The 26,076-nt window shown below is 66.2% G+C and carries 19 protein-coding genes; 11 read left to right on the plus strand and 8 right to left on the minus strand.

Going from position 1 to position 26,076, the window contains the following annotated elements:
- Positions 1-50 precede the first annotated feature (50 nt).
- Positions 51-338 (minus strand): co-chaperone GroES, encoded by a 288-nt coding sequence (groES, locus tag EHV23_RS14365; protein WP_125096666.1) that lies wholly within the window; start codon positions 336-338, stop codon positions 51-53.
- A 668-nt stretch (positions 339-1,006) separates the two neighbouring features.
- Here groES and dacB point away from each other — a divergent pair.
- Positions 1,007-2,578 (plus strand): D-alanyl-D-alanine carboxypeptidase/D-alanyl-D-alanine endopeptidase, encoded by a 1,572-nt coding sequence (dacB, locus tag EHV23_RS14370; RefSeq protein ID WP_158615999.1) that lies wholly within the window; start codon positions 1,007-1,009, stop codon positions 2,576-2,578.
- Positions 2,579-2,635: 57 nt separating this feature from the next.
- Positions 2,636-3,580, plus strand: a complete 945-nt coding sequence (gene rarD, locus EHV23_RS14375) for an EamA family transporter RarD (protein WP_125096668.1) — start codon at positions 2,636-2,638, stop codon at positions 3,578-3,580.
- Between the two features lie 236 nt (positions 3,581-3,816).
- Here rarD and EHV23_RS14380 read toward each other — a convergent pair whose 3' ends face one another.
- From EHV23_RS14380 to EHV23_RS14395, 4 genes are all read right to left on the minus strand, one after another.
- On the minus strand, positions 3,817-4,143 hold the full coding sequence (locus EHV23_RS14380; protein ID WP_125096669.1) for a FliH/SctL family protein: 327 nt from the start codon (positions 4,141-4,143) through the stop codon (positions 3,817-3,819).
- Positions 4,144-4,229: 86 nt separating this feature from the next.
- Positions 4,230-4,925 carry a gamma-glutamylcyclotransferase gene (locus tag EHV23_RS14385; RefSeq protein ID WP_125096670.1) on the minus strand — a complete coding sequence of 232 codons (696 nt, stop codon included), beginning with the start codon at positions 4,923-4,925 and terminating at the stop codon, positions 4,230-4,232.
- A 15-nt stretch (positions 4,926-4,940) separates the two neighbouring features.
- The gene (ggt, locus tag EHV23_RS14390) at positions 4,941-6,713 is read right to left on the minus strand and encodes a gamma-glutamyltransferase (protein ID WP_420813071.1); all 1,773 of its coding nucleotides are present in this window, start codon (positions 6,711-6,713) and stop codon (positions 4,941-4,943) included.
- A 604-nt stretch (positions 6,714-7,317) separates the two neighbouring features.
- Positions 7,318-8,874 carry a UbiD family decarboxylase gene (locus EHV23_RS14395; protein WP_125096899.1) on the minus strand — a complete coding sequence of 519 codons (1,557 nt, stop codon included), beginning with the start codon at positions 8,872-8,874 and terminating at the stop codon, positions 7,318-7,320.
- Between the two features lie 699 nt (positions 8,875-9,573).
- On the opposite strand from EHV23_RS14395, the gene EHV23_RS14400 reads away from it, so the two are divergent.
- Both EHV23_RS14400 and EHV23_RS14405 read left to right on the plus strand, forming a co-directional pair.
- Positions 9,574-10,674 (plus strand): lytic transglycosylase domain-containing protein, encoded by a 1,101-nt coding sequence (locus EHV23_RS14400; protein WP_125096672.1) that lies wholly within the window; start codon positions 9,574-9,576, stop codon positions 10,672-10,674.
- Positions 10,675-10,702: 28 nt separating this feature from the next.
- Complete coding sequence (locus EHV23_RS14405; RefSeq protein WP_158616000.1) at positions 10,703-12,760, plus strand: FAD-binding protein; 2,058 nt, start codon at positions 10,703-10,705, stop codon at positions 12,758-12,760.
- A gap of 209 nt (positions 12,761-12,969) precedes the next feature.
- Here EHV23_RS14405 and mdtD read toward each other — a convergent pair whose 3' ends face one another.
- On the minus strand, positions 12,970-14,385 hold the full coding sequence (mdtD, locus tag EHV23_RS14410) for a multidrug transporter subunit MdtD (protein WP_203229018.1): 1,416 nt from the start codon (positions 14,383-14,385) through the stop codon (positions 12,970-12,972).
- A gap of 734 nt (positions 14,386-15,119) precedes the next feature.
- Here mdtD and EHV23_RS14415 point away from each other — a divergent pair.
- Both EHV23_RS14415 and EHV23_RS14420 read left to right on the plus strand, forming a co-directional pair.
- A complete protein-coding gene (locus EHV23_RS14415; RefSeq protein WP_420813072.1) occupies positions 15,120-15,479 on the plus strand; it encodes a guanyl-specific ribonuclease in 360 nt (119 codons plus the stop codon).
- Complete coding sequence (locus EHV23_RS14420; RefSeq protein ID WP_125096674.1) at positions 15,476-15,886, plus strand: barstar family protein; 411 nt, start codon at positions 15,476-15,478, stop codon at positions 15,884-15,886. The genes EHV23_RS14415 and EHV23_RS14420 overlap by 4 nt, the downstream gene beginning before the upstream one ends.
- 26 nt (positions 15,887-15,912) lie before the next feature.
- On the opposite strand, the gene EHV23_RS16270 is transcribed toward EHV23_RS14420, so the two are convergent.
- Entirely contained in the window at positions 15,913-16,932 is a 1,020-nt protein-coding gene (locus EHV23_RS16270; RefSeq protein ID WP_158616001.1) for an RsmE family RNA methyltransferase, read from the minus strand.
- Positions 16,933-17,379: 447 nt separating this feature from the next.
- Here EHV23_RS16270 and tkt point away from each other — a divergent pair, with 447 nt between their 5' ends.
- From tkt to EHV23_RS14460, 5 genes are all read left to right on the plus strand, one after another.
- Positions 17,380-19,404, plus strand: a complete 2,025-nt coding sequence (tkt, locus tag EHV23_RS14430) for a transketolase (RefSeq protein ID WP_125096903.1) — start codon at positions 17,380-17,382, stop codon at positions 19,402-19,404.
- Between the two features lie 26 nt (positions 19,405-19,430).
- Complete coding sequence (gene gap / locus EHV23_RS14435; RefSeq protein ID WP_125096675.1) at positions 19,431-20,444, plus strand: type I glyceraldehyde-3-phosphate dehydrogenase; 1,014 nt, start codon at positions 19,431-19,433, stop codon at positions 20,442-20,444.
- Between the two features lie 292 nt (positions 20,445-20,736).
- Positions 20,737-21,918: a phosphoglycerate kinase gene (locus tag EHV23_RS14440; RefSeq protein ID WP_125096676.1), complete on the plus strand. Its 1,182-nt coding sequence runs from the start codon at positions 20,737-20,739 to the stop codon at positions 21,916-21,918.
- Positions 21,919-22,939: 1,021 nt separating this feature from the next.
- On the plus strand, positions 22,940-23,578 hold the full coding sequence (locus tag EHV23_RS14455; protein WP_125096678.1) for a hypothetical protein: 639 nt from the start codon (positions 22,940-22,942) through the stop codon (positions 23,576-23,578).
- 108 nt (positions 23,579-23,686) lie between these two features.
- Entirely contained in the window at positions 23,687-24,475 is a 789-nt protein-coding gene (locus EHV23_RS14460) for a hypothetical protein (protein WP_125096679.1), read from the plus strand.
- Between the two features lie 307 nt (positions 24,476-24,782).
- Here the strand turns inward: EHV23_RS14460 and EHV23_RS14465 are convergent.
- Positions 24,783-25,939, minus strand: a protein-coding gene (locus EHV23_RS14465; RefSeq protein ID WP_125096680.1) for an IS3 family transposase whose coding sequence is annotated in 2 segments (ribosomal slippage) — positions 24,783-25,684 and positions 25,684-25,939 — 1,158 coding nt in all. Because the reading frame shifts where the segments join, the coding sequence is not laid out codon by codon here.
- Positions 25,940-26,076 lie beyond the last annotated feature (137 nt).

Genomic DNA, 26,076 nt, shown 5'->3' on the forward strand with positions numbered 1-26,076 from the left:
GGCTGCAGCGCGGGGCACCATGTGCGGGCGCCCGGGTGATGCGGCGGTGCTTACTGCACCACGGCCATGATGTCTTCTTCGCGCATGACCAGCAGCTCTTCGCCGTCGACCTTGACGGTCTGGCCGGAGTATTTGCCGAAGAGCACCTTGTCGCCGACCTTCACGGCCAGCGGACGAACCTTGCCATCGTCGGCGATCTTGCCGTCGCCCACGGCCAGGACTTCACCCTGGTCGGGTTTTTCGGCGGCATTTTCCGGCAGCACGATGCCGGAGGCGGTTTTGCGCTCGTTGTCGAGGCGCTTGATGATGACACGGTCATGCAGAGGGCGCAGTTTCATTCAGTTCGCTCCTGAACAGGGTGAAAGGGAATGGTTGGATGTCCCCGGGAGACGGGCGACCGGGACCGCTGGCCGGGCATCCGGAAACGCCCGGGACAGAGCCGGGCGGATGCGGAAGGCCCGAATCCGGACGCACGGGGGCATCCGGAAGGGGGCAGCGGCAGCGGGGGCGCCGCGCCTTCCCGCCCGGTGAGACCGGGCCGGGACAGGGATGTCATCGAAACTGGGGACAGCCAGCACAAAGACAAGGGTGGAACGCAAAAAAATTTTTCGGGTTCGGGGTGGACCCGTCGGGTCCGTATTGGCACTCCCGGGTCGAGAGTGCTAACGCGCAATGATAGACAAGGCGACAAGGGGGATGCAAGGGGGGATGGACGGTTCGGCAGCCCGGAAAAAGTGAGGGGAACATGTGTCGCAAGGGGTGGGGAGCCGGCGTGAGTGAGTCCATGATGCGCTCGAAGGGGCGGCAGGGGGATGGATGGGGCAACTACCCGGATCTGCAAGGGTTGTTGCGTCCGGACTGCGGGGCAGCGGTTCGGGCGGGCGATTCGTCGGGGCGGGCGGTTCGTTCGTCCTGTGGGGCGGTCGCGACAGGGGCGCCGGGCGCAAGATGCCTTCTTTCGAGGTCAATGGGGCAGAGGATGGGTGGGCAGAGGGCGAAGCGGCGCGTGAAACGCGGGGTGCTGGTGGCGGGGGTGCTGCTGGCTGCGGGCATGGTGTCGCCTGCGTTCGGGGTGGTGAAGGGGGGATCGGGTCCTGCCCGGCTGGCCATGCTGGAATGGCCGCGTACCGATACGGGAGAACCTGCGCCGATCTCGGAAGCGGCGATGAGCGCGCTGGTGGTGGAGCGGCTGCGCCAGGCGGGCATTGCCGAAGAGGATTTCGGGCTGGCAGTGGTACCGCTGGGGCTCAACGGCGCCGAGGCAGTGGCTGCGGCGGGAGAAGTGGCTGCGGGGGCGCGTTTCGGTGGCACGCCGTTGCTGAAGGTGGCGCACCAGTCGGGACGGCCGTTCAACCCGGCTTCCACGATGAAGCTGGTGACGACCTATGCAGCCCTGTCGATGCTGGGGCCGGACTACCGCTGGACGACGCGCTTCTACACTACCGGACCGATCAGAAATGGGGTGCTGCAGGGTGATCTGGTCATGCAGGGCGGGGGGGATCCGCACCTGGTGATCGAGGACCTGCACGCGCTGATGGCCGATCTGCGGGCGCAGGGGCTGACGACGATTCGCGGCAATCTGGTGATCGACGACAGCCGCTTCGCGGTGGGACCGGCCTATGGGAGTGCGTTCGATGGTGATGCCTCGCAGGCCTACAACGTGCGGCCATGGGCGGCGCTGACCAACTTCAAGGCCAGCAAACTGGTGGTGGATCCGAAGTCTAAACAGCTGGTGCTGGATCCGCCGCTGGCCGATGTGCAGCTGCGCTATGACGTGAAGGTGCTCAGGGGCCGGTGCCGTGGCGGGGCGACGCGGGTGTCGGTGGCCGACGGGGCCACACCGGCCGGCCGGCCGCAGGTGGCGGTGAACGGGACGCAGGTCAGGGCCTGCGGGCCGCTGCAGTTCTATGCGGCCATGCTGGATCACCAGCAGTTCGTGCACGGCATCTTCAAGGCGGCCTGGAAGAACATGGGTGGCCAGTTCCTTGGCCGGACACGGATCGAACCGGGCGCGGCGAAGCGTGCGCGGCCGCTGTATGCATGGCAGTCGTCGCTGGACCTGGGCGAGGTGGTGCGCCAGATCAACAAGTTCAGCAACAACGTGATGACCCGGATGCTGCTGCTGGAGATGGCGGCGGCGAAGGGACAGGGCGCGCTGGCGCCCGAGGTGGCGGGACAGTGGCTGCACGGCTGGTACCGGTCGCAGGGCATGCCGATGGCCTCGCTGACGATGGAGAATGGTTCGGGCCTGTCGCGGCAGGCGCGCATCTCGGCCGGTGACATGGTGGTGCTGCTGGCCCGGGCAGCCCAGAGCCCGCAGGCCCGGTGGTTCGAGCAGTCGCTGCCGGTGGTGGGCATCGACGGCACGATGAAGACGCGGCTGCGGCTGGATCCGGTGGCGGGACAGGCGCAGATCAAGACCGGCACGCTGCAGGAGGTACGGGCCATTGCCGGCTACGTGACGGCAGCGTCGGGGCGGCGCTATGCGCTGTCGCTGATGATCAACGGAAAGTACCCGGCCGAGCGGGTCCTGCATGCGCAGGACGAGCTGCTGCGGTGGGTGTACCGGCATGGGTAAAGCGGTATAGTTGTTGTGTCATGGTTGGGGTGTGAATCACCCCGTGAAGGATTGGCAATGAGTCCGTTTGCCCGGGGTGTGGGGCTGTGCATGCTGTCGCAGGTACTGTTTGGTGTGCTGTATCTGTTCAGTCACTGGATGGCACCGGTCAGCGGGACGGATGTGTTTGCGCTGCGGGTGATGGTGATGCTGGCGGCGCTGCTGCTGTTGCTGGGGGCCTCCCGGGCGGGGTTGGGTGCGCTGGAGCATCTGGTGCGGCAGCAGCTGGGGCACGGCGTGTGGCGCTGGGTGGTGTTCCTGGTGGGCACACTGATCGTGGCCAGCCAGCAGTGGCTGTTCATGTGGGGGCCGGTCAACGGCGAGGGCGTGAATGTGGCCATCGGGTACTTTCTGTACCCGCTGGGCATGGCGCTGGCGGCCCGGGTATGGCTGAAGGAACGGCTCAACCGCCGTCAGCTGCTGGCCCTGGGGCTGGCCGTGCTGGGGGTGGCGCACGAGGTATGGGCCACGCGCAGTTTCTCCTGGGCCTCGCTGTGGGTGTGCGTGCTGTTTCCGCCCTATTATCTGAGCCGCCGCGTGATGGGCATTCCGGCGCTGCCGGGGCTGACGCTGGACCTGTGCCTGACGGTGCCGGTGATGCTGGTGTACCTGATGGTGCACGGCGATGCGCTGGCCGTGGTGCGCGACGAGCCGCGTTACTGGCTGCTGCTGCCGGCGCTGGGGCTGGTGAGTTCGGTGGGTATGGTGGCGCATCTGTGCGCCGGGCTGCTGCTGCCCTTCGGGCTGTTTGCGCTGCTCAGCTATACGGAGCCGGTACTGCTGTTTCTGGCCGCGGTACTGGTGCTGGATGCGCCGGTGAGCGCGGGGGCGTGGTGGACTTATGGGCCGATCTGGGCGGCGCTGATGCTGCTGGCCTGGGATGGGCTGCGGCAGTGGCGGCGGTCGCGGCGGGTGGGGGCGGCTGGGGTTGTGAAACGGGTGGAGGCGGTGAAGCTGGCCTGAGTGACAATGCCCGGACGCCGCGGAAGAGCATTGTTTCCGGAAGAAACGCCCGGTGCTGGACAGGCTGACGGTCTTTTACGAAAGCTTCGCCGGGCTGACGACACTGACGGAAGAGGGCTGAGGGGAAGGTGCCTGCTGGATATTTCCCGTGCTTCGTCCTCCGGTCATGCATGGTCTCTTCCACCGTGCGTGGGATTGCAGCCCGGCCTCCTGCGTGTAACCGATGACGGCAGGTTTCACTGCAGCCGGAACACCTCATCCAGCCTTTGCGCCGTGAGTGCCTGATCAGTCCAGCGGTCCATCTGTTCCAGGCTGGCCTGCTGCAGCCGCTGTTCGGTGACTGTATCCAGAGGGCCGAAGCGGCTGACCAGCAGCTTGGCCAGTATCCTGCGCTGGGTGCGCTCGGCTCCCAGCTGGATGCCTTCCTGGCGACCGCGTTCTTCACCCAGCTGGATACCTTCTTCCCGGCCACTTTCCCGGCCCTGCAGGATGCCCTGCTGGACCCCTTGCCGAATGCCTTCCTGCCGGCCCTGTTCCAGCCAGCGTTGCGTGAATGCGCCCATCTTTCTGTTCTCCGTGGGGTAGAGCTGTTCGTAGAGCCGCCACTCTTCGGCGGTCAGTGTGAGGTAGGTTTCGATGAAGTGCAGACTCAGATATCCGACCCATACGCCCGTACGGCGGCGATCAGGTCGCTGATGTAGGGGTCGTGGATGTGCTGGCTGGCCAGGGCATCGTCCAGTTCGAGCAGGTAGTCGATGTTGTGCCCGAGGTGGCCGGTGGCGTTGGCGATGATGGGGGCGACGGTGGCCACCGAGGTGTCGGTCTCGTACCAAGGCTGGGCCGGCGTCATGACGAAGACGATGGACTGCACGAGCCGGCCGTCGGCCAGGCGGACATCCTGCCAGAGGGGGAGATAGGTGCCGCCGATCATCTCCCGCATCCAGACGATCAGCAGCTCTTCGCGCAGTTCCTCCTCGCGCAGCCGGAAGGCGATGCCGGTGGTGGCGCTCATCTCGCGGCCGCGGGCCAGGGCCAGCATGCGGCCGGGCTGTTCGGGGGTGCCACGCCCGGCCGTGAGCTTCATGCAGAAGCTGCGGTGCCAGCCACGCAGGGTGGCCTGCTGCTGTTCGGCGGTGTGGATGAGGGGGTTCCAGATGAGGGAGCCGTAGGCGAAGATCCAGACTGGCGCGAAAGGGTCGGGGCGCTGGGCCAGCATGTGGTCCAGCGATGCTTCGAGCTGTTCGCGCGTCCACCACTGGCCGGGAATCTTTGCAAAGGAGCGGATGTAGTCGCCGCTCTGCAGGAATTCGCGGGTGAGGGGGCTGGGTTTGGGCGTTCGTTTCATCTGGAACCTGCAGCCTCAGTACCCGACGGTCAGGCCGTCCGGGTTGCGCGGGTCGGAGTAGCCCCAGAGTTCGCCCTGCTCGGCCTGGATGGTCTGGGAGCGGCCCATGGCGGCTTTTTCGACGACGTTGTGGCCTCGCTGCTTCAGCAGTTCGATGGTGTCGACGGGGAAGCCGCGCTCGACGCGCAGTTCATCGGGCGTCCACTGGTGATGGAAGCGTGGGGCGGCTGCGGCTTCGGCCGGGTTCATGCCGTGGTCGACGGCATTGCTGACGGTTTCCAGCACGGTGGTGATGATGCGCGCGCCGCCCGGGGTGCCGGTGACCAGCCAGGGCTTGCCCTTCCTGAGCACGAAGGTGGGGGTCATGGACGAGAGTGGCCGTTTGCGCGGGCCGACGGCATTGGCTTCACCGCCGACCAGGCCGTAGGCGTTGGGCACGCCCGGCTTGACGGAGAAGTCATCCATTTCGTTGTTGAGCAGGATGCCGGTGCCCGGGGCGACGATGCCGGTGCCGAAGTTGGTGTTCAGCGTGTAGGTGACGGCCACGGCGTTGCCTTTGGCATCCATGACCGAGTAGTGGGTGGTCTGGTCGCTTTCGTAGGGCTGGGGTTTGCCGGGCTTGATGTCCTTCGCCGGTTTGGCCTGGGCGGGGTCGATCTGGCCGCGCAGCAGGGCGGCGTATTTGCGCGAGGTCAGCCCGGTCACGGGAACCTGCACGAAGTCGGGGTCACCCAGGTATTCCGCCCGGTCGGCGTAGGCCAGTTTCATGGCTTCGGCCATGTGGTGGACGGTCTGGGCGCTGTTCTGGCCCCAGGTGCCGATGGGCCAGCCATCCATGATGTTGAGCATCTGGACGAGGTGGACGCCGCCGGACGACGGGGGCGGCATGGTGACCACTTCGAACTGGCGATAGCTGCCCCGGATGGGGGTACGCTCGACGGCCTTGTAGCCGGCCAGGTCCGCAGCGGTGATCAGGCCGTGATGGCGCTGGCTGTCGGCCACGATCTTTCTGGCAATGGGGCCCTTGTAGAAGGCATCGGGGCCCTCGGCGGCGATGAGCTTGAGGCTGGCGGCCAGGTCTTTCTGGACCAGTTTGTCACCGGCCTTGAGGGGGGCGCCGTTTCTCCAGAAGATGGCGCGGGAAGACGGCCATTTGCCGAGGGTTTCGCGCTCGGTTTTGAGCTTGGCGGCCAGCGGGGCGGTGATGGTGAAGCCCTTCTCGGCCAGGGTGATGGCGGGGGCCATCACGCGCGTGAGCGGCAGGCGGCCCCATTTCTTCTGGGCGTGGGTCAGGCCGGCGACGGTGCCCGGAACGCCCACGGCTGCGTGGGTGTAGAGCGATTTGCCGTCGATGACGTTGCCCTTCTTGTCCTGAAAGACCGTTTTGGTGGCGGCGGCAGGGGCGGTTTCACGGAAGTCGAGGGCGACATATTCACCGCTGCGGGCGTCGTGCACCATCATGAAGCCGCCACCGCCGATGTTGCCGGCATTGGGCAGAACGACGGCCAGCGCGAAGCCGACGGCTACGGCGGCATCGATGGCGTTGCCGCCAGCCTTGAGGATGTCGACGCCGACTTCACTGGCCAGCGCCTGTTCGCTGGCCACCATGCCGCGTTTGGCCACCACGGGATGGAAGACATCCATCTGGGCGTCGTAGCGGGCGGCAGCGGCCTGGGTGAGCTGGGCGCTGCGAATGGCAATGTCGGGCGAGGCCAGCCGGTCGGTCTGCTCCTTGCTGAGCGGGCCGGTGGTGGTGAGGCTGCAGGCGCTCAGGGTGAGGGCCAGCAGGGCGGCCAGCGGGGCGGCTGGCCGCAGGCCGTGGCGGCGGTGCGGACGGGGGCCGGTGACGGGGGTGCCGTGCTGGCCGGGTCTGGCGGGTGCGTGCGGGGGGGCTGCGCGCAGCATGGGATGGTTCTCCTCGAAACGTGTCAGGGTCGCGGTGGCGGTCTTGCCGGTCTGGCCCGATGGACAGGCCGGATGGTTGGGCCGCAGCGCTCCATTGGGGGCTCCGGTGCCGGATCTGCGAGGAAATCGCAGAACCTGCCCATGTTGCAGGCAGGCGTCGGCATCGAGGGGGCCTTGTCGAAATGTTTTGATTTGTCAGTTTATAACAAAGGGCGTGGCTCTGGCCGATCAGTATCCGGGGGGTGGATGCGGGTTTGGCGGGAAAACTGGCTGAAAAGGGGGCGACGTGCTGCAGGATCCTTTCAGTCGGTAGATCCAGGGGGTGGGGATGAATGAGTCCATGACACGCTCCAGGGTTCCCGGGACATTCCAGGGACTAGGCCCGACTACGGCCCGCAGAGGCTGCGCGGGCCCGGAAGTTCCCGGCCGTCCGGGATCTGGCCACAGAAAGATAGGGAACGTTGCCGCCCAAGGGGAGTGATGCAGCTCAGAGACCCAGATCTTTCCACAGCGCATCGACCCGGGCCTTCACCTGGTCGGGCATGACGATGGGCGTGCCCCACTCGCGGGTGGTCTCGCCGGGCCACTTGTTGGTGGCGTCGATGCCCATTTTCGAACCGAGGCCGCTGACGGGGGAGGCGAAGTCGAGGTAGTCGATGGGGGTGTTCTCGACCAGGGTCAGGTCGCGTGCCGGGTCGACGCGGGTGGTCATGGCCCAGATGACTTCCTGCCAGTTGCGGATGTCGATGTCATCATCGACGACGATGATGAATTTTGTGTACATGAACTGTCGCAGGAAGCTCCAGATGCCGAACATGACACGCTTGGCATGGCCGGCATAGGCCTTCTTCATGGAGACGACGGCCAGCCGGTAGGAGCAGCCTTCGGGGGGCAGATAGAAGTCGGTGATCTCGGGGAACTGCCGGGTGAGCAGCGGTACGAACACCTCGTTGAGCGCCACGCCGAGCACGGCCGGTTCGTCGGGCGGCTTGCCGGTGTAGGTGGAATGGTAGAGGGCGTTGCGACGGTGGGTGAGGCGGTTCACGGTGAAGACAGGGAACCAGTCCTGCTCGTTGTAGTAGCCGGTGTGGTCGCCGTAGGGGCCTTCGAGAGCCATTTCGTAGCCGGTCAGGGCGGCCGGGGGCAACGGCCCCTGCCAGCCCAGGCGGCGGGCGTGCGCCAGGGTCTTTTCGCCGTCGGGGTCGGGCATCAGGTGGCCTTCCAGCACCATTTCCGCGGTGGCGGGCACGTTCAGTTCGGTGCCGGGCACCTTGACGAGTTCCGTACGGGCGCCACGCAGCAGGCCGGCAAACTGGTATTCGGACAGCGTATCGGGCACGGGGGTGACGGCACCGAGGATGGTGGCCGGATCGGCCCCCAGCACGGTGGCCAGGGGGAAGGGCTGCCCGGGGAACTTCCTGCGGAACTCGAGAAAGTCCAGCGCGCCGCCGCGGTGGGCCAGCCAGCGCATGATGGTCTGGTTGCGGCCGATGAGCTGCTGGCGGTAGATGCCGAGGTTCTGTCGCGGCTTGCCCGGGCCGCGCGTGACGACCAGCCCCCAGGTGATCAGCGGGGCCGCATCGCCCGGCCAGCAGTGCTGGATGGGCAGGGTGGTGAGATCGACGTTGCTGCCTTCGATGACGACATCCTGGCAGGGGCCGCTGCTGCCGATCTTCGGCGCCATGTTCATGACCTGGCGCAGGACGGGAAACTTGTCCCAGGCGTCCTTCAGGCCGCGTGGCGGCTCGGGCTCCTTCAGGTAGGCCAGCAGCCTGCCGACCTCGCGCAGGGCGGTGGTGGACTCCTCGCCCATGCCGAGGGCGACGCGTTCGGGGGTGCCGAACAGGTTGGTGAGCACGGGGAACTTCCAGCGGTGCGTACCGTCGGCCGGCTGTTCGAACAGCAGGGCGGGACCACCGGCGCGCAGGACGCGGTCGGAGATCTCGGTCATTTCCAGCCGGGGTGAGACGGGGACGCCGATGCGGCGCAGCTGGCCGCGGCCTTCGAGGTCCTGGATGAATTCGCGGAGGTCGGTGTAGCGCAGGGACATGGGAAGCAGGGTGGTTCGGCTGGGGACGGACGGGGTGCGGCGGCGTATGTTCGGGGCCGGCAGGGACCTGAATCACATGCCGGGCAGGCGGGTGGCCACGTACGCAGATACTGCCTTATCAGGGAAAACCCTGATGAACAGGTGCGGCACCGGCCAGTCCGGCACGGTCTGTGGCGGGGACCCGACGGGCCGGTGTGACGGAAAGGCTGCATCCGGCGCGGCCCTGTTGGCATTCTGCGTCGTGCTGCAGCGGTCGGCCATGGGCAGGAGGCAAACGCCGCCAACTACGCATTGTGTCACGCTGTGACGATGGGCGCTGGATGTGGCGCGCCGGCCGTTCATCGGGTGGGCGCCGGAAGCGGGCGTGATCGTCAGTTCCGGTGAGATGCAAGGTGAAACCGCACGTGTGCTGCGCGTCGGCAGCGAAAATGCTGATAAAATGCGCAGTGCTTGTTGTGAAATTGTTGCTTTTTACAAGGCAGACTTGACCGCCGGGCGGTTGGGGTCTGCCGTCTGCGGAGTGCAGCAGTGCCGGTGGCCGGGGTGCGTTGGCGCGCGCCGGCCCGGCATCGACCGGCCCTGCCGGTTGGGGAGGGCGCCTATTTTCTGGCTTTGGGGCGCCGCCTGTCTGCTGCCCGTCCGCGTGCCCATCCTGTCCATGCAGTGCCATCTGACTCCAGGAGCCTTCCCGTCATGCCAGCTTTGCCGTCTGCCCCTGTTGCCCACACTGCCCGTGCCGGGCACTGTCCGTCCGCCAGCCGCGTGTCGGGCCGTTCCCTGGCCGGCCGCCTGTGGCTGGCCATGGTTGCCGGCACTGCCCTGGTGTTCGGTGGCATGCCGGCCTGGGCCGATGCAGCCGGAGCGGCGCCGGTGGTCGAGCGCACCCAGCCGCTGTCGCGTGCCGATGAAGGCACGGTCCTGCCGGCCGCGGTCCGGTCGCAGGCGCCGGTGCAGCAGGCCCGGCCGGGACGGAGCGCAGACCGTGTGGTCGATGGCACGGCCGCCCGTGCTGGCAGCAGAGCGGGAGCAACCCTGATGGCCGCGGCCGGTCAGACCCGGCGTACGGTGGCGCCACGTACCGCCAACCGTGCCTCGGCCGGGGCCGGCGCCCGTGAGGCCGCTGCACCGTCGGCCCGTGCATCCCGTACGGATCGCGCCGTCCGGGCCCAGCGCAGCCGCCGGCCGGCCAGCATTGGTACGGGTTCGCGCGGCGGCATCCGCAAGATCACCGCCACCGACCGCGCCACCACGCGCGGTGCCGGCGCCATCCGCCTGACCCGTGCCGAACGGGGTGTGGTGCAGCACATCTCGCGCAAGTTCCGGGTGCAGGAAAGCTCCATCGAGCAGTACGCCAGCTATGCCCGTCAGGCCGGCCGGGTCTACAACATCGACCCCTACCTGATCCTGGCCATCATGGCCACCGAGTCCAGCTTCAACCCGCGGGCCGAGAGCCGGGTGGGAGCCCAGGGCCTGATGCAGGTGCACACCCGTGTGCACAGGAAGCGTTTCAAGCCCTATGGCAGCACGAAAACCGTGTGGGAGCCGAAGGTCAACATTCTGGTGGGCAGCAGCATCCTGTCCGACTACCTGAAGCGCTACGGCGGTAGCGAGCGCCGCGCGCTGAAAGCCTATGTGGGCGCTGCCCGCCTGTCGCACGACGGCGGCTACGGCAACAAGGTACTGAGCCGGCGTGACGAGTTCGTGTCGGTTTCGGTGGCCGCGCGCAATGGCGCCACCTCGCAGGCAACGGCCTCGCAGGCTGACCGCGGTGGCCGCGAGCCGGTCGATCTCTGAGTGTTTCTCAACGCCTCACGCTGAACCCTTGACGGAAAACACCCCCTCCGCTGCACGCCAGGAACGGCTGGCGCGTCTGGTGCAGCGCCTGCGCCGGCAGGTGCGGGGCGAGGTGCAGCTGGTGGCCGGTATGGCCAGGCTGCTGCCGGTGGATTCGTCCGATGTTCCGGCTGCGCTGGCAATGGCCCGCGAGCTGGCCGTGCCCGTGTACATGGGGGCAGGGGCGCCCGGCCGGCACAGGGCAGGTGGCGCCTGTGTCGCCGGCATGCCCGGTACGGTCCATCCGGCCCCTGGGTCTCCTTCGGTCCCTCCTTCTGCCCTGTCTGTCATGGCAGAACCTTCGGACCCTTCAGCCCCTGTGGCCTCCCTGTCGGGTGTACCAGGCCTGTGGATCGACCCCTCGGCACATCTGACCCGCGCGGCTCATTTCGACGCCGCCCGTGGCCTGATCGAACTGCAGCCGGGGGTACGCCTGGCCGACATCAATCGCCTGCTGGCCCCGCATGGCTGGTGGCTGCCCTTTGAGACCGATACCGCTGCCGACGTGACGGTGGGCGGGCTGGCCGGACTGGACGCGGCAGCGGCCACCCCGGCCTGGGGCACGATGGCCGACCGGCTGCTGGCCATCGATGCCGTGCTCGATGACGGCACGGTGCAGCGCTTCGGGCCGTTCGGCGAGCGTTCCCGGGTGGCCCTGACCAGTGGCCGGGCCGGGCAGCTGGTGTCCGGGCTGTTTGGCGTGGCGGCGCAGGTGGCGACCGATATCCACCAGCACTGGCCGGCCGGCATGCGGGTGCCGGATGGCTATCTGCTCGATGCCTTTCATCCCCGTCCCTCACGTCCCTATACCCCGGATGGTTCGGTCAATCTGGCCCATCTGCTCGCCGGCTCCGCGGGAACGCTGGCCTGGTCGGCCAGTCTGCACCTGCGTCTGCGGCGGCGCCCGGCGGTGTCCCGCTGGGCACTGTTCGTGTTTCCGTCGGCCGGGACCGCGCTGGCGCGGGTGGCACCGTGGCTGCAGGCCGTGCCTTCTGCTGGCAGGGGGCCCGGGGGCGGGGCGCATCAGGGCGATGATCCGGGTGATGATCGGGGCGATGCCTCGTGGCCTTCGGCCCTGCTGCTGCTGGACCGGACGGACCTGTCGCGCCTGGCCACCTCACGCCACGCAGATGACCGGGCGCTGGTGAAGGCCGCCGGCGTGGCGTCGGGAGAAACCGTACGGCGTGGGATGGTGCCGGGCCTGGCCAGCGGTGCGCAGGGTGCCGCCGTGCCTGACAGAGCCGTGCACGTAGAGGGGATGAAGGGTGCCATGGTCCCTCCGGCTCAGTGGCAGGGCGACGTGATGCCGGCTGGTGACTGGCCCGCTGCGGCGACCGGCCTGCTGGCGCGTTTTTCGGGGGACACCGATGCGGCCGTGCAGGCAGCGCACCGGCGGCTGGCGCAGGAACTGTCCGGGTATGCCCGGCGGGCTGCTGGCGGGCTGGTGCTGGCGGGGGACACGACAGGCGGCACGGCAGCTGGCGTGCGTGCGACACCAGACGCCACGCCCATCTGGCGGCAGCTGCTGGGCGAGCTGGTGATGCCGCAGCCGGCGTGGGTCTACGGTGCGCCTTTGCAGGGTACTCCCTTTCCCGGTGGCGTACCGTTGCCTGCTGGTGCATCAGGGCTGGAGGGGGCGCCAGGGCAGGATGGTGTGGCACGACTGGATGGTGTGCTGCGGCTGGATGGTGTGGTACGGCCGGATGATGTGCAGCGGTCCGATGGCGCGCCGCTGGCCGGACAGATCTGGCGCCTGTGGCCGCAGGATCCGGCCGTCATGGTGGACCGGGTGGCGGCCGTGTCGGAACGGCTGGCGTCGCTGGGACTGGCTGTGCGATGGCGGGGACAGCTGGCGTCGGGAGAGCTGCAACTGCGTCTGGGGTATCCGGGTGGTTCCCCGAAAGGGGCGGGCGTGATGGCCAGCCAACAGCAGGTGGCGGCCGTGCTGGCCGATGTGCAGCCACCCCGCTGGACGCCGGCACTGCGGGAGGCGTTTGGCCAGGTGCGCGCGGCCTTCGATCCGGCCGGGGTGCTGGTGGGGCGTTGAGTCCATCACACGCGCTGACGCGTTCAGGACAGATCCGCCTCGTACCGGCCGTGCTTTGTGCGACACGTATCCGTCTGGGACTGTTTTTCCCTGCTTCCTGCTTCTTCCGGTGGACGCCTCCGCCCGGCCGGTGTCTGTCTGCCCGGTCTTCAGCGCTGCTCAACCACCCATCCGGTCGGTGCACAGGAATGGCAGGGGCCTTGGGCGCCTCATCCCTGCACCGGCCGGTCATCCTTCAGCTGCCAGAACACGGCGGCCGCGCCGACGGTCATCAGGCCGATGGCCACGAAGGCTGCCCGGAAGGCGGGCAGCTGGCCGGCACTGGCTGCGCTGGCCAGCCCGGGGCCGAACCAGCTGTTGAAGGCGTGCAGCAGGGCGGAGGCGCAGGTGATGCCCAGGCTCAGCCCCAGCATCTGCACCATCGAGAACAGGCTGTTGCCGCTGGCCGCCAGTTCGGTGTCCAGATCCTTCAGCGTCACCGTGTTCATGGCCGTGAACTGGGTTGAACTGACGGCCCCGAAAAGCGCCAGATGCGTGGTGCGCAGCCACAGTGGCTGGTCGGGCGCCATCAGCGCAAAGGAGGCCACGATGACCCCCAGCAGCAGCGTGTTGACGATCAGCACCCGCCGGTAGCCGTGCCGGTGGATGATGTCCGGCACGGCCCGCTTGGCGCCGATGCTGGCCAGCGTGACCGGCAGCAGCAGCATGCCGGCCTCGGCCGGCGAAAAATCCATGGCCAGCTGCAGGAGCAGCGGCAGCAGATAGGGCATGGCGCCCGAGCCGATCCGTGCGAACAGGTTGCCCAGCACGCCGACCCGGTAGCTGGAAATGGCAAACAGCGCCGTCGGGAAGATCGGGGCCGGATGGCGCAGCGCGTGCAGCCAGTAGGCCGTCAGGGCGGCCATGCCGGCGATCATCAGCAGAACCACCAGCGCACTGGCCCAGCCCAGGCCGCCCAGCCCATCCAGCGCCAGCGACAGCGCCACCATGGCCAGCACCAGCATGGCATAGCCGGCCAGATCGAAGCGGCCGGTATCGGCGCGCCGGATGTTGGGCATGAAGCGGGTCGTGGCCAGTGCGCCCACCAGCCCCACGGGCAGGTTGATCAGGAAGATCCAGTGCCACGAGGCGCTCTCCACCAGCCAGCCGCCCAGCGTGGGGCCGATCAGCGGTCCGATCAGTCCCGGAATGGCCACGAAACTCATGGCCGGCAGCAGCTGTTCGCGCGGGAAATGCTGCAGGATGACCAGCCGGCCCACGGGCAGCAGCATGGCGGCGCCTGCGCCCTGCAGGATGCGGGCGAGGATCAGCTCATCCAGATCGGTGGCCATGGCACAGGCCGCCGACCCTGCCGTGAACAGCACGATGGCCCAGAAGAACACCCGCTGCGTGCCGAAGCGGTCGGCCAGCCAGCCGCTGGCCGGGATCAGCGAGGCCATGGTGAGCATGTAGGCCACCACCACGGCCTGCATGCGCAGCGGGCTTTCGCCCAGGCTGGTGGCCATGGCGGGCAGCGCCGTGTTGACGATGGTGCCGTCCAGTGTCTGCATGAAGAACCCCACGGCCACCAGCCACAGCAGGATACGGGGTGAAGCGGCGGTGGATGGGGGGCTGGCAGACGGCATGATCACGACAAACGGGGGAGACAGGGGATGGTGCGGCGGGAAGGGACTGGAATGGCCGGAAAGGGCGGAAGCGGACAAAAAAATGGGGGAGCGTGGACGGACCGCCGCAGTGCAGTCATGCGGTACGCCGACGACTGGGCTGGGCAAAAAAGGGGGTTGACGAACACGTCCCCGACACGCTCTCCCCGTCGGGAGAACCGGCAAGCATAGTCGCTGCCGTTCATCGGCAGCAGGCTGGCACGACGGCAGGTATGCGGCCGGGCCGTGGGCGTGGCGTGATGTTGCAGGAAAGTGCCATGGTCATGGGCCCAGGGTGGTGTTGCAGCAAGGTGCCATGATCATGTGCTTGAGGCGATGGGGCAGGAAAGCACCATGGCCATGGGCGGGACGTGGATTCGGTGAATGGGGGCGGGGGGCTTTTCGGCCGTCGTGGCCTGACGTACGATGCGAGCATGATGAAAAATGTTTTCCGAACCCTGTCCGTGTTTCTGGTGCTGACCCTGGCGGTCAGCCTGTTGCTGACCTCCCGGCCAGCGGAGGCGCGCAAGCACCGCCGGCATCATCGGCCCTCCACGTCCCAGACGGTGAAGGACGCGGCCATCCCGCCGGCATCGGGCCGTGCCGGTGGCGCAGGCGTGGCGGCCGGGGCGGCCGCGGGCGCTGCTGCTGGTCATGTGCTGTCCGGACGTGCCCAGGATGGGCATGCAGGGGATGGTCATGAACAGGCCGCTCATGTGCAGGCTGGCAATGTGCCGGATGGCAATGCGCAGGGCGGGCATGCCACGGCGTGCCGCACGGGCGCGGCGCGCTGCATTGCCGTGGCGGCCCTGCCGGCGCAGGCCCAGGAAACCCTGAAGCTGATCCTGGCGGGCGGCCCGTTCCCGTACGAGAAAGACGGTACCGTGTTCGGCAACTACGAGGGCAGACTGCCCCGCCAGCGGCGCGGCTACTACACCGAGTACACCGTCCGCACGCCCCATGAGCGCTCACGGGGCGCACGCCGGATCATTGCCGGCGGCCGGCCGGGGCAGTACAGCGAATTCTTCTATACAGACGATCACTACCAGACCTTTCGCAGGATCGACTACCCATGACTGCTCTGTCCAACATTCCGCGCCACGCGGTGCTGCCACTGGGTGCCTATGACAAGAATGGGCTGATCCGCGCTGCCCAGCAGACTGACCAGACCCTGCTCGTGTGCGACTGCAGCGGGGCCGACAGCAAAGCGGCCGTGCTGGCCGCCCTGGGCGAGGGGCTGCATCTGCCGGCCCATTATGGCAACAACCTGGATGCCCTCTACGACTGTCTGACCGACCTCGAGCCCGGTGAGGAAGCCGAGCGCCCGGGTTTCGTGCTGCTGGTCGAGAACCTGCCGGATGTGGCCCATTTCCCGGCCGATGATCGCAGCATGCTGCTGGACGTGTTCCGCGACGCGGCCGACTTCTTCTACGACCACGACACAGCCTTCCGGGTGTTCTACTCGGTTCGCAAACAGGCGTGACTGGAGGGGGCTGCCGGTGTCGTGTTCTACGCCAGATCGCCCAGCGTAGCCTGCAGCACCGCCAGCCCCACCAGGCCGGCCGTTTCGGTGCGCAGCACGCGGGGGCCGAGCAAGGCACCCTGCCACCCATGGGTCTTTGCCCGCGCCATCTCTTCCTCCGACAGACCCGATTCCGGCCCGCAGAGCAGCCAGGCGGCGTGATATGACCCGGATCCAGATCCAGAGAAGGAGGGGGGCAGGGCCTCACCAGCCGGAAAAGCGGTGCCTGACGATGACGCGCAGCCCACTGACGGAAGTGTGTCGTCCGCTGACGATGGCGAGCCCCCCGGCAACCCCGTGCCGGCCGGGGCAGGTGTGGAGGCAACAGAAGCGGTAAGGCCGGAAGCTGGATGTGCGACGCTGAACACGGTGTCGGCCTGTGCAGGCAGGGCCTGTCCGGGCGAAGCCTGTGCCATCTGCATGGCCTGCATGGCCAGCGATGCCTGTGCCGTCGGGTCCAGCACCCAGCGCCGTTCCGTGGCAGCCGGCGCGGGCAGGGCCGCCAGCCAGCGCTCCAGCGGCTGGATGGGTGCCAGCGTGGGCAGCCGGCTGCGTCCGCACTGCATGGCTGCCGCCACGATCAGCCGCTGCCAGTGTTCCCGGCGTTTTTCCGCACGGGCACCGTCGAGCTTCACCACACTGCGGGCCGACAGCAGCGGGACGATGTGGCTCACGCCCAGCTCCACCGCCTTTTCGATGGTCCAGTCCATCTTCTCGGCCGTGCTCAGGCACTGTGCCAGACCCAGCTGGACGCGCGGCAGCGGCTCGGGCGGCAGCTCGACCAGCAGTTCTACCCGGGCGGGTTTCGTGCTGGCCAGCCGGGCACGCCAGCACCGGCCCGACTGGCCGTCGAAGACTTCCAGCTCGTCACCCACCGTGCGGCGCAGCACCCGCAGCAGATGGTGGGCCGCCGGCTCGTCCAGGGGCTGGAGGGGCAGATCGGCCAGCGTCTGCGGGAGGGGATGCTCCTGGGAAAGCAGTGAGGGAAGATGTATGCGGGGAGTCATGAGAGAGATCCTTGCCCGGGGCCTGCACGGAGACCCGGCATGCCGTCGAGGCGCCCATGATTCGTTGCCTGAATGCTTCCGCGCAACGCAGTGAATGCCTGGCGGCCATGCTCGCACAGCACTGCAGGGCTTCCCCTGCAGGGAATGCAAATAGCTGTTACATTGGCGTCCAGTATACTGTGCAGAGACCCGCTTTTTCAGCTTCATTCGTCCCTTTCTGCCATGACCATCCATTCGTTCCCCCCCGAATCATCGTCAGCCGACGGGCTGAATCACACTCCGCACGACGGGGGCGAATCCTTCACCGACAACGCAGACGACCCCGCGCCCGAGGCAGGATGGACCGACGGTGTGACCGAGGTCGATGACGTGCATCTGGACGGCACGGCCGAGACCTTCGTCAGCACTGGCTGGCCCGCCTTCCCGCAGCCCGACACCGCCCGCCGCATGGCCAACGCCGTGCGCGTGCTGGCCATGGATGCCATCGAGAAGGCGAAGTCCGGCCACCCCGGCATGCCGATGGGCATGGCCGACATCGCCGTGGCCCTGTGGTCGGCGCACCTCAAGCACAGCCCGGCCGATCCCACCTGGTTCGACCGCGACCGCTTCGTGCTCTCCAATGGTCATGGCTCGATGCTGCTGTACGCGCTGCTGCACCTGAGCGGTTACGACCTCTCCATCGACGACATCCAGAACTTCCGCCAGCTGCATTCCAAAACCCCCGGCCACCCCGAAGTGGGCGTGACCCCGGGCGTGGAAACCACCACCGGCCCGCTGGGGCAGGGGCTGGCCAATGCGGTCGGCATGGCGCTGGCCGAAAAACTGCTGGCCGGCGAGTTCAACCGTCCCGGTCACACCATCGTCGATCACTTCACCTGGGTCTTTGCCGGTGACGGCTGCCTGATGGAAGGCATCTCGCACGAGGCCTGTGCCCTGGCCGGCGTGCATCGCCTCTCCAAACTGGTGGTGCTGTACGACGACAACGGCATCTCCATCGACGGCAACGTGCAGGGCTGGTACCGCGACGATGTGCCCGCGCGCTTCCAGTCCTATGGCTGGAACGTCATCGACGCCGTGGACGGGCACGATGCCTGGGCCGTGGGCGAGGCCATCGCGCAGGCCCGCGACTGGGGTTCGAACGGCCGTGAACTGGGCGATGGCGAGCGCCGCTTCGCCCCCACGATCATCATCTGCAAGACCGTCATCGGCAAGGGATCACCCAACCGCGCCGGTACGGCCAAGGCCCACGGCGAGGCCCTGGGGGCCGACGAGATCGCCGCCACCCGCCGCGAGCTGGGCTGGTCCGAGCCCCCGTTCGTCATCCCGGCCGACCTGTACGCCGCATGGGATGCCACCCAGGTCGGCGCCGAGCGCCATGCCCGCTGGCAGGATGCCTTCGCCGCCTACGCCGCTGCGTATCCGGAAGAGGCTGCCGAGCTGGAGCGCCGCATGCGGGGCGTGCTGCCGGCCGACTGGGAAGACATCATGGACAACCTCGTGATGGACACGGTCATGGAAGCCCAGACCGTGGCCACCCGCAAGGCCTCCCAGCTGGCGCTGAACTACCTCGGCCCGGCTCTGCCGGAGCTGATCGGCGGTTCGGCCGACCTCACCGGCAGCAACCTCACCGTCTGGAAGGGCGTCGAGAACCTGCGTCCGTCGCCCGACAGTGCGTCGGACCTCAACGGCGGCCGGCACATCAACTACGGCGTGCGCGAATTCGGCATGGCCGCCCTCATGAACGGCCTGGCGTTGCATGGGGGCTTCATCCCGTACGGTGGCACCTTCCTGGTGTTCTCCGACTACGCCCGCAACGCCCTGCGCGTGGCCGCGCTCAGCAAGCTGCGCGTCATCCACGTGTTCACGCACGACTCCATCGGCCTGGGTGAGGACGGACCCACCCACCAGCCGGTGGAAACGGCCGCCAGCCTGCGCCTCATCCCCAACATGGACGTGTGGCGCCCGGCCGATTCGGTGGAAACCGCCATTGCCTGGCAGGCCGCCATCGAAAACGAAGAAAAGCCCACCTGCCTGCTGCTGTCGCGGCAGAACCTGCCCTTCATCGAGCGGGAGGTGGTGGATGTGGACCTGATCCGCCGCGGCGCCTACGCCGTGCACGCCCCGCGTGGCGCGAAGGCCGTGATCATCGCCACCGGCTCGGAAGTGTCGCTGGCGCTGGCCGCCGCCGCCCAGCTGGCGGAAGAGAAGATCCGGGTACGCGTGGTCTCCATGCCATCCACCACCACCTTCGACCAGCAGGACGTGGCCTACAAACGCCGTCTGTTGCCAGACGACCTTCCACGCATTGCCGTGGAAGCCGGTGTCACCGATTTCTGGTGGAAATACCGCCCCGAGGCGGTAGTCGGGATCGATCGCTTCGGCGAATCGGCACCCGCATCGGTACTCAACCAGCACTTCGGCATGACCGCCGACAACGTCGCCGACACCGTGCGACAGGTGCTGGGACTCTGATCCTTCACTCACAGAGGAAAGTAGAAATGACGATTCGCGTTGCAATCAATGGTTATGGCCGGATTGGCCGCAATGTGCTGCGTGCCCACTATGAAGGTGGCAAGAAGCACGACATCGAGATCGTCGCCATCAATGATCTCGGCAAGCCGGAAACCAATGCCCACCTGACCCAGTACGACACCGCCCATGGCAAGTTCAATGGTGATGTCAAGGTCGAGGGTGACTACCTGGTCGTCAATGGCGACAAGATCAAGGTGCTGGCCGAGCGTGATCCCAGCAAACTGCCCTGGAAGGATCTGAACGTGGACGTGGTGCTGGAGTGCACCGGCCTGTTCACCTCCAAGGAAAAAGCCAGCGCCCACCTGGCCGGTGGCGCCAAGAAAGTCATCATCTCTGCCCCCGGCGGCAAGGACGTGGACGCCACCATCGTCTATGGCGTCAACCAGGGCGTGCTGAAGGCTTCGGATACCGTCATCTCGAACGCCTCGTGCACCACCAACTGCCTGGCTCCGATGGTCAAGCCGCTGCAGGACAAGATCGGCCTGCTCAACGGCCTGATGACCACCATCCACGCCTTCACCAACGACCAGGTGCTGACCGACGTCTATCACTCCGACCTGCGTCGCGCCCGTTCGGCCACCCAGTCGATGATCCCGACCAAGACCGGTGCCGCTGCCGCCGTTGGCCTGGTGCTGCCCGAGCTGAATGGCAAGCTGGATGGCTTTGCCGTGCGCGTGCCGACCATCAACGTCTCCTTCGTCGATCTGTCGTTCATCGCCGCCCGTGACACCACGGTCGAAGAGATCAACAAGATCATGAAAGAGGCTTCGGAGTCGAAGGAGCTGAAAGGTATCCTGAACTACAACGATCAGCCGCTGGTTTCGGTCGACTTCAACCACAACCCGGCATCCTCCACCTTCGACAGTACCCTGACCAAGGTCAGCGGCCGTCTGGTGAAGGTCACCAGCTGGTACGACAACGAGTGGGGCTTCTCCAACCGGATGCTCGACACCACCGTTGCGCTGATGAACGCCAAGTGATCGGTGCATCACGGCACCCCGCCCGAAAGGGCAGGGTGTCCGGCTGCCGCAGCGTGTCGGCCTGACGGTGTCGGTGTCCTTGCCGCGTGCAGGACACGCCGGCGCCGCCCGGGCGGTGCGCCTCGGCAGCCTTGTGGCCCGGCCGGCCTTTGGATCCTTCCGTGTCCACGGAAACCTGTTGGCCGGCCGCCACCCAGACATCTGTGCAGAGGCCCTGATGGCCCTGCCGACCGAATTCCCGGGTCAGTGAATGCCGCATCCTCCCATTGACTGGCCTGTCATGGAGAACACGATGAAATTCAAGCGACTGGCAGACCTCGACCTGAAAGGCAAGAAAGTCTTCATCCGCAGCGACTTCAACGTCCCGCTGGATGAGAACCGCAACATCACCGACGACACCCGCATCCGGGCTTCGGTGCCTGCCATCAAGGCCGCGCTGGACAAGGGCGCCGCCGTCATGGTCACCTCCCACCTGGGCCGTCCGAAAGAGGGCGAATTCAAGCCCGAGGACTCGCTGGCTCCTGTGGCCAAGCGCCTGGAGGAACTGCTGGGCCGCCCCGTGCGCCTGCAGGCCGACTACCTGGATGGCGGTTTCCCGCTGGCCCCGGGTGATGTGGTGGTGCTGGAAAACACCCGCTGCAACAAGGGCGAGAAGAAAGACGACGAAGCCCTGGCCAAGAAATACGCCGCCCTGTGCGACGTCTACGTGAACGACGCCTTCGGCACCGCTCACCGCGCCGAGGCCTCCACCCACGGCATCGCCCGCTTCGCCAAGGAAGCCGCTGCCGGCCCGCTGCTGGCCGCCGAGCTGGACGCCCTGGGCAAGGCCCTGCACAACCCGGCTCACCCGATGGTTGCCATCGTGGCTGGTTCCAAGGTCTCCACCAAGCTCACCATTCTCGACTCCCTGGCCGACAAGGTCGACCAGCTGATCGTGGGTGGCGGCATTGCCAACACCTTCATGCTAGCTGCCGGCCTGCCCATCGGCAAGTCCCTGGCCGAGCCCGACCTGGTGGGCGACGCCAAGAAGATCATCGAGAAGATGAAGGCCCGTGGCGCCGAAGTGCCCATCCCCGAAGATGTGGTGGTGGCCAAGACCTTCGCTGCGGACGCCCCGGCTACCGTCAAGGCCGCCAAGGACGTGGCTGAAGACGACATGATTCTGGACATTGGTCCCAAGACGGCTGCCAAGCTGGCCGAGCAGCTGAAGTCCGCGGGCACCATCGTCTGGAACGGCCCGGTCGGCGTGTTCGAGTTCGACGCCTTTGCCAAGGGCACCGAGACCCTGGCCCGCGCCATTGCGGCCTCCAAGGGCTTCTCGATCGCGGGTGGTGGTGACACCCTGGCGGCCATTGCCAAGTTCGGCATCACCGACCAGATCAGCTACATCTCTACCGGTGGTGGCGCCTTCCTGGAGTTCCTGGAAGGCCGCACCCTGCCGGCTGTGGCTGCCCTGGAAGCAGCTGCCGGCTGATGATCTGACCGGGTCCGGCGCTCATCCGGATCCGGGACGTCACCACGGACAGGCCCTGCACCGCGCATGCGGATGCAGGGCCTTTCTGTTGTGCGCCCAGCATGGGCGCACACCTGCGGGTGCAAGTCCCGCCACAAGCTGGCCACAGTGAGTGAAGTGAAGCGCAACTGCACAAGGGCGACCGAGTGTGGGAAGGAAGCGTGGAGCGTAATCTGCGGGCCGATGTACAAGAACCGGATACAAGGCGTTGCCGAGCAGGGCGAACGGGCATGTAACCGCGAAGCTCTTGTGGCCAAGGCGAGGTGACGTAAATCCGGCGGTCGTGCAGAGAAGGTGTGCGTTCTTACCTGGGGAGATCTCGCCTTATGCTCGAAAGGGCGACGGTGTCGAGCCGGAGCGAGAAGTCAGCAGAGGTCGTAGTAGCAGGACCAGCCCCATGATGGGACACAGGTCAGGCGAAGGACCGAACGAGAGGATGCGTATTCCGATGATCGTGACCGACGATTCCGGCATCGTGACCGCGCAGTCCGGTCATCGTGACCGATGTCGAGTGGTCAGAGACATTGCCTGCCAGGCAAATTGTACGATTGCCTGATCCGGGGGGCCTTCCAGCCCCCCCACTACCTCCGGGAGAGCGTCAGCTCTCCCGGAAAGTGGCGGCAAACAGCCGGCGCTGGTGGCACAACAGTGCGATGCTGCTCAACAGCGTGCTGACCCTGTCATGGTTCGACAGTCTTGGCCTGCCCCGTCTGGCATCATCCTGAATGTTCTCTCGAACCGCCCGGTGCGGACCCGCATGCCGGGTGGTGTGGCAGGGGTGCAGCCCAGAGGGCTGCCCCCTATGCCGATTTGTGCATGAGGGGAGGGGGAGGGCTTCACTGGTCGCTTCTGAAGCGTTCATGCACTTGTCGGCTGGTTTCGTCCGCCGATCTTGCGTGCGGAAAAATGCCATATGTCGGAAAAACGAGGTATGTTAGTTTGCTCGCCATTGCAACTTCCACCCTTTTTCTGGGGAGCCATCATGGGCAAGCAACACGCATTCGGCAGCAAACTGTCTCTGAGCCTGGCCGTGGCCGTCTCGGCTGTTCTTACCGCTTGTGGCGGCGGTGGCGGTGGTAGCAGCACGCCGACGACGCCGGCAGCAACGACGCCTGCTGCCACGACCACCACGCCGGCTGCGACCACGCCGCCCGCAATCAACAACGCCCAGACGACGCCTTCGTCCAACCAGGCGATGTATGAGCAGCTTCGCTCGCAGTGCCCGGTTGTGTCGTACACGAGTGAAGAGGGCTTCTATGCGTGCGCCACCGGTACCTACGTCGGCAAGAATCTGAAGGACGGCAAGACGGTCTGCACGGTCCGGCTGACGCGGGATGGCGAAGTGACGTACACCATGGGCGATGAGGTGCACGCCTTCAAACTGGCACAGAACTTCTTCTACTCGAAGAGCTCTCCCCTGGCAGCAGAGTATCCGCATATCTGGGGCATGGGCATCAGCGCTGATAGTGCGGAGGATGCCAACGGGAAAGTTCACGGCTTCGAGCTGCGTCTGGATCCTCGGGCTGAGGCTGATAAGAAACCGGATCATCTCGACATCAAGTACAAGTTCGGTAACACGTTGTCTCCGGATTCTCAATCGACCTGCCGCGTTCCGCTCTGAGAGATCGGTCCGAGTCATGGAAATGCATGATTCGGTGGTGAACTGAATGGATGGCCACTGTCCGCTCTTCAGGCAGTGGCCATTTTCGAGTCTGATCGACATTCCCGCTTGTTTCTGTTTTCTGGAATGACCATGAACACTCAACTCGTATCCGGCAGCAAGCTTGCCCTGGCTCTGGCCATCTCGGCCGTTCTTGGCGCCTGTGGCGGTGGTGGCGGCGGCGACAGCACGCCGGCCGCAACGGTTGCGACGAATGGCGCTGGCTCGACCACGACGAGCACGGCTGGTGGCACGACGACCGCGACCAACAGCACGCCGGCTGCAAGCACGCCCGCCACGACTGCTCCATCGGCACCGGCCACCACGCCGGATGCAACGACGCCCGCCACGAACTCGCCCGTTGCGACCGCGCCAGCTGTGACGGCTCCCGCCAATAATGTCCAGACGCCATCCCTGGTCAACCGGGCCATGTATGAGCAGATGTATCGGGGGTGCCAGACGCCCTTCCGCTCATTTGATCCTGCAACTGGCGCTGCATGTGCTGCCGGTGTCTACGTGGGCAAGGATCTGTCGGACGGTACCACGGACTGTACGGTGAAGCTGGCGAAGGATGGGGAAGTGACCTTCACCGTGGGCGACAAGGTGCATGTCTACAAGATGACGCAGCTTTTCCGGTCCGTCTTCCTCAAGCTTGACGTGGAAGGTGCGCCGTACTTGTTCAGCGTCCATATCTCTGGCTACAGCGCTGATGATGCAGCCAAGAAGGTGCACGGCTTCGGGATGAACGTGAATGCCAAGGACGATGGGTCGACCCCGCCGGATGAGTTCGAGATCACGTACACCTATGGTGACGTGCTCACGGCAGATGAGAAAACGGTCTGCAAGATTCCGCTCTGACCCTTCCCAGGCCGGGTCATGAGCGAACATGATTCGGCCCTGAGTTGAACGAATGGCCGCTGCCTGTGTGTTGGGGGCGGCCGTTGTCTTTCAAGGGCGTGCCGTCCGAGAAATCCGGTATCCGCAGGTTTCAGCCATCCGACTGCTCGATGACATCGAGCCCTTGTCTCCGACCTAGTAGGATGTATATACTATGTTTATACATCTGTTTGGGGGGCTGTTCCATGAGCACGATCTTGAATATCCGGTACTGGGGAAACTGAGGTGTACTGTCAACCGTAGACAGTTGCTTTAATGTGAAGTCCGTTCAAAGAAGACCTTGCCTGAAGGCCACTGGCGACTGGTGGCCAAGTGCACTGTGCAGTCGCTGACGGTTGTAGAACACCTCGATCCGCTCGGTGATCGCCGCTCGTGCCTGCGCACGCGTGGCGAAACGCCGCTGGTACAGCAACTCGTTCTTGAGTGATCCCCAGAAACTCTCCATCGGTGCGTTGTCGTAGCAGTTTCCCCGCCGTGACATCGACACCTGCATGCCCAGGGCATCAAGTCTTTCACGGTAGCGACTTGCGCAGTACTGGCTTCCCCGATCGGAATGATGCAGTAGTCCGGGCTCGGGGCGGGCATACCGGACAGCCCGGTTCAGAGCCTCCAGTGTCAGCTCGTGTGTCATGCGCTTCGACATGGCGTAGCCGACGATCTCCTGAGTGAACACGTCCTTCACGCCAGCCAGATACAGCCAGCCTTCATCCGTACGCACATAGGTGATGTCTGTCAGCCAGACCTTGCCCGGTGCGTCGGCACTGAAGTCCTGGGCCAGCAGATTGGGCGCTACAGGCAAGGTGTGTGCCGAGTCCGTGGTCGTGCGAAAGCAGCGTTTCTGCCGGCAGCGCAGGCCCATCTCGCGCCGTAGACGTCCGACACGATCCCGTCCGACCTTCTGTCCCTGGTGCCGCAACAGCGCATGTACGCGCAGCACCCCATAGGTCTGGCGCCCCGCCTCGTGAGCCGCCCTGATGTGAACACGCAGGCGCTCGTCGTCTCTGGCCCGTTGGCTGGGCTGGCGCTTGAGCCAGGCCAGATAGCCGCTGCGAGAGACCTCCAGTGCCCGACAGGCCACGGTCAACGGGTACCCCTTGCCGTGAACCCTGTCCTTCAGGAACGCGTACCTTGCAGGGACTCCTTCGCAAAGTACGCGGCGGCCTTTTTTACGATCTCTCGCTCCATCTCGGCACGGGCCAGCTCCCGGCGCAGTCGCACCACCTCGGCCTGAAGCTCCTCGCGGCTGGCCTCGGCCACACCCGAGAATGGCTTGCTCGGCCCCTTGGCCTTGACCACCCAGTTGGCCAGTGACCCCTTCGGAACCCCCAGCCTGGCGGCGACCTCGGCTTGCGAAAGTCCCTGTTCAAGGACCATCCTGACGGCCTCCGTCCTGAACTCGGCCGTGTAACTCTGATTCTGTTTCATCCGTTGACCCTCCATGGCCATTCTCCCTCATGTGGGTGTCTACGGAAGTCAGGCTACCTCAATGCGGTCAGGGCGGACAGGATGGTCAGGGTCATCAGTTTTTTCTTCATCTTTTTTCCTGTGGTTGGTCTTGCAGA

The organism is Lautropia dentalis (assembly GCF_003892345.1).
Taxonomy (GTDB): domain Bacteria; phylum Pseudomonadota; class Gammaproteobacteria; order Burkholderiales; family Burkholderiaceae_E; genus Lautropia; species Lautropia dentalis.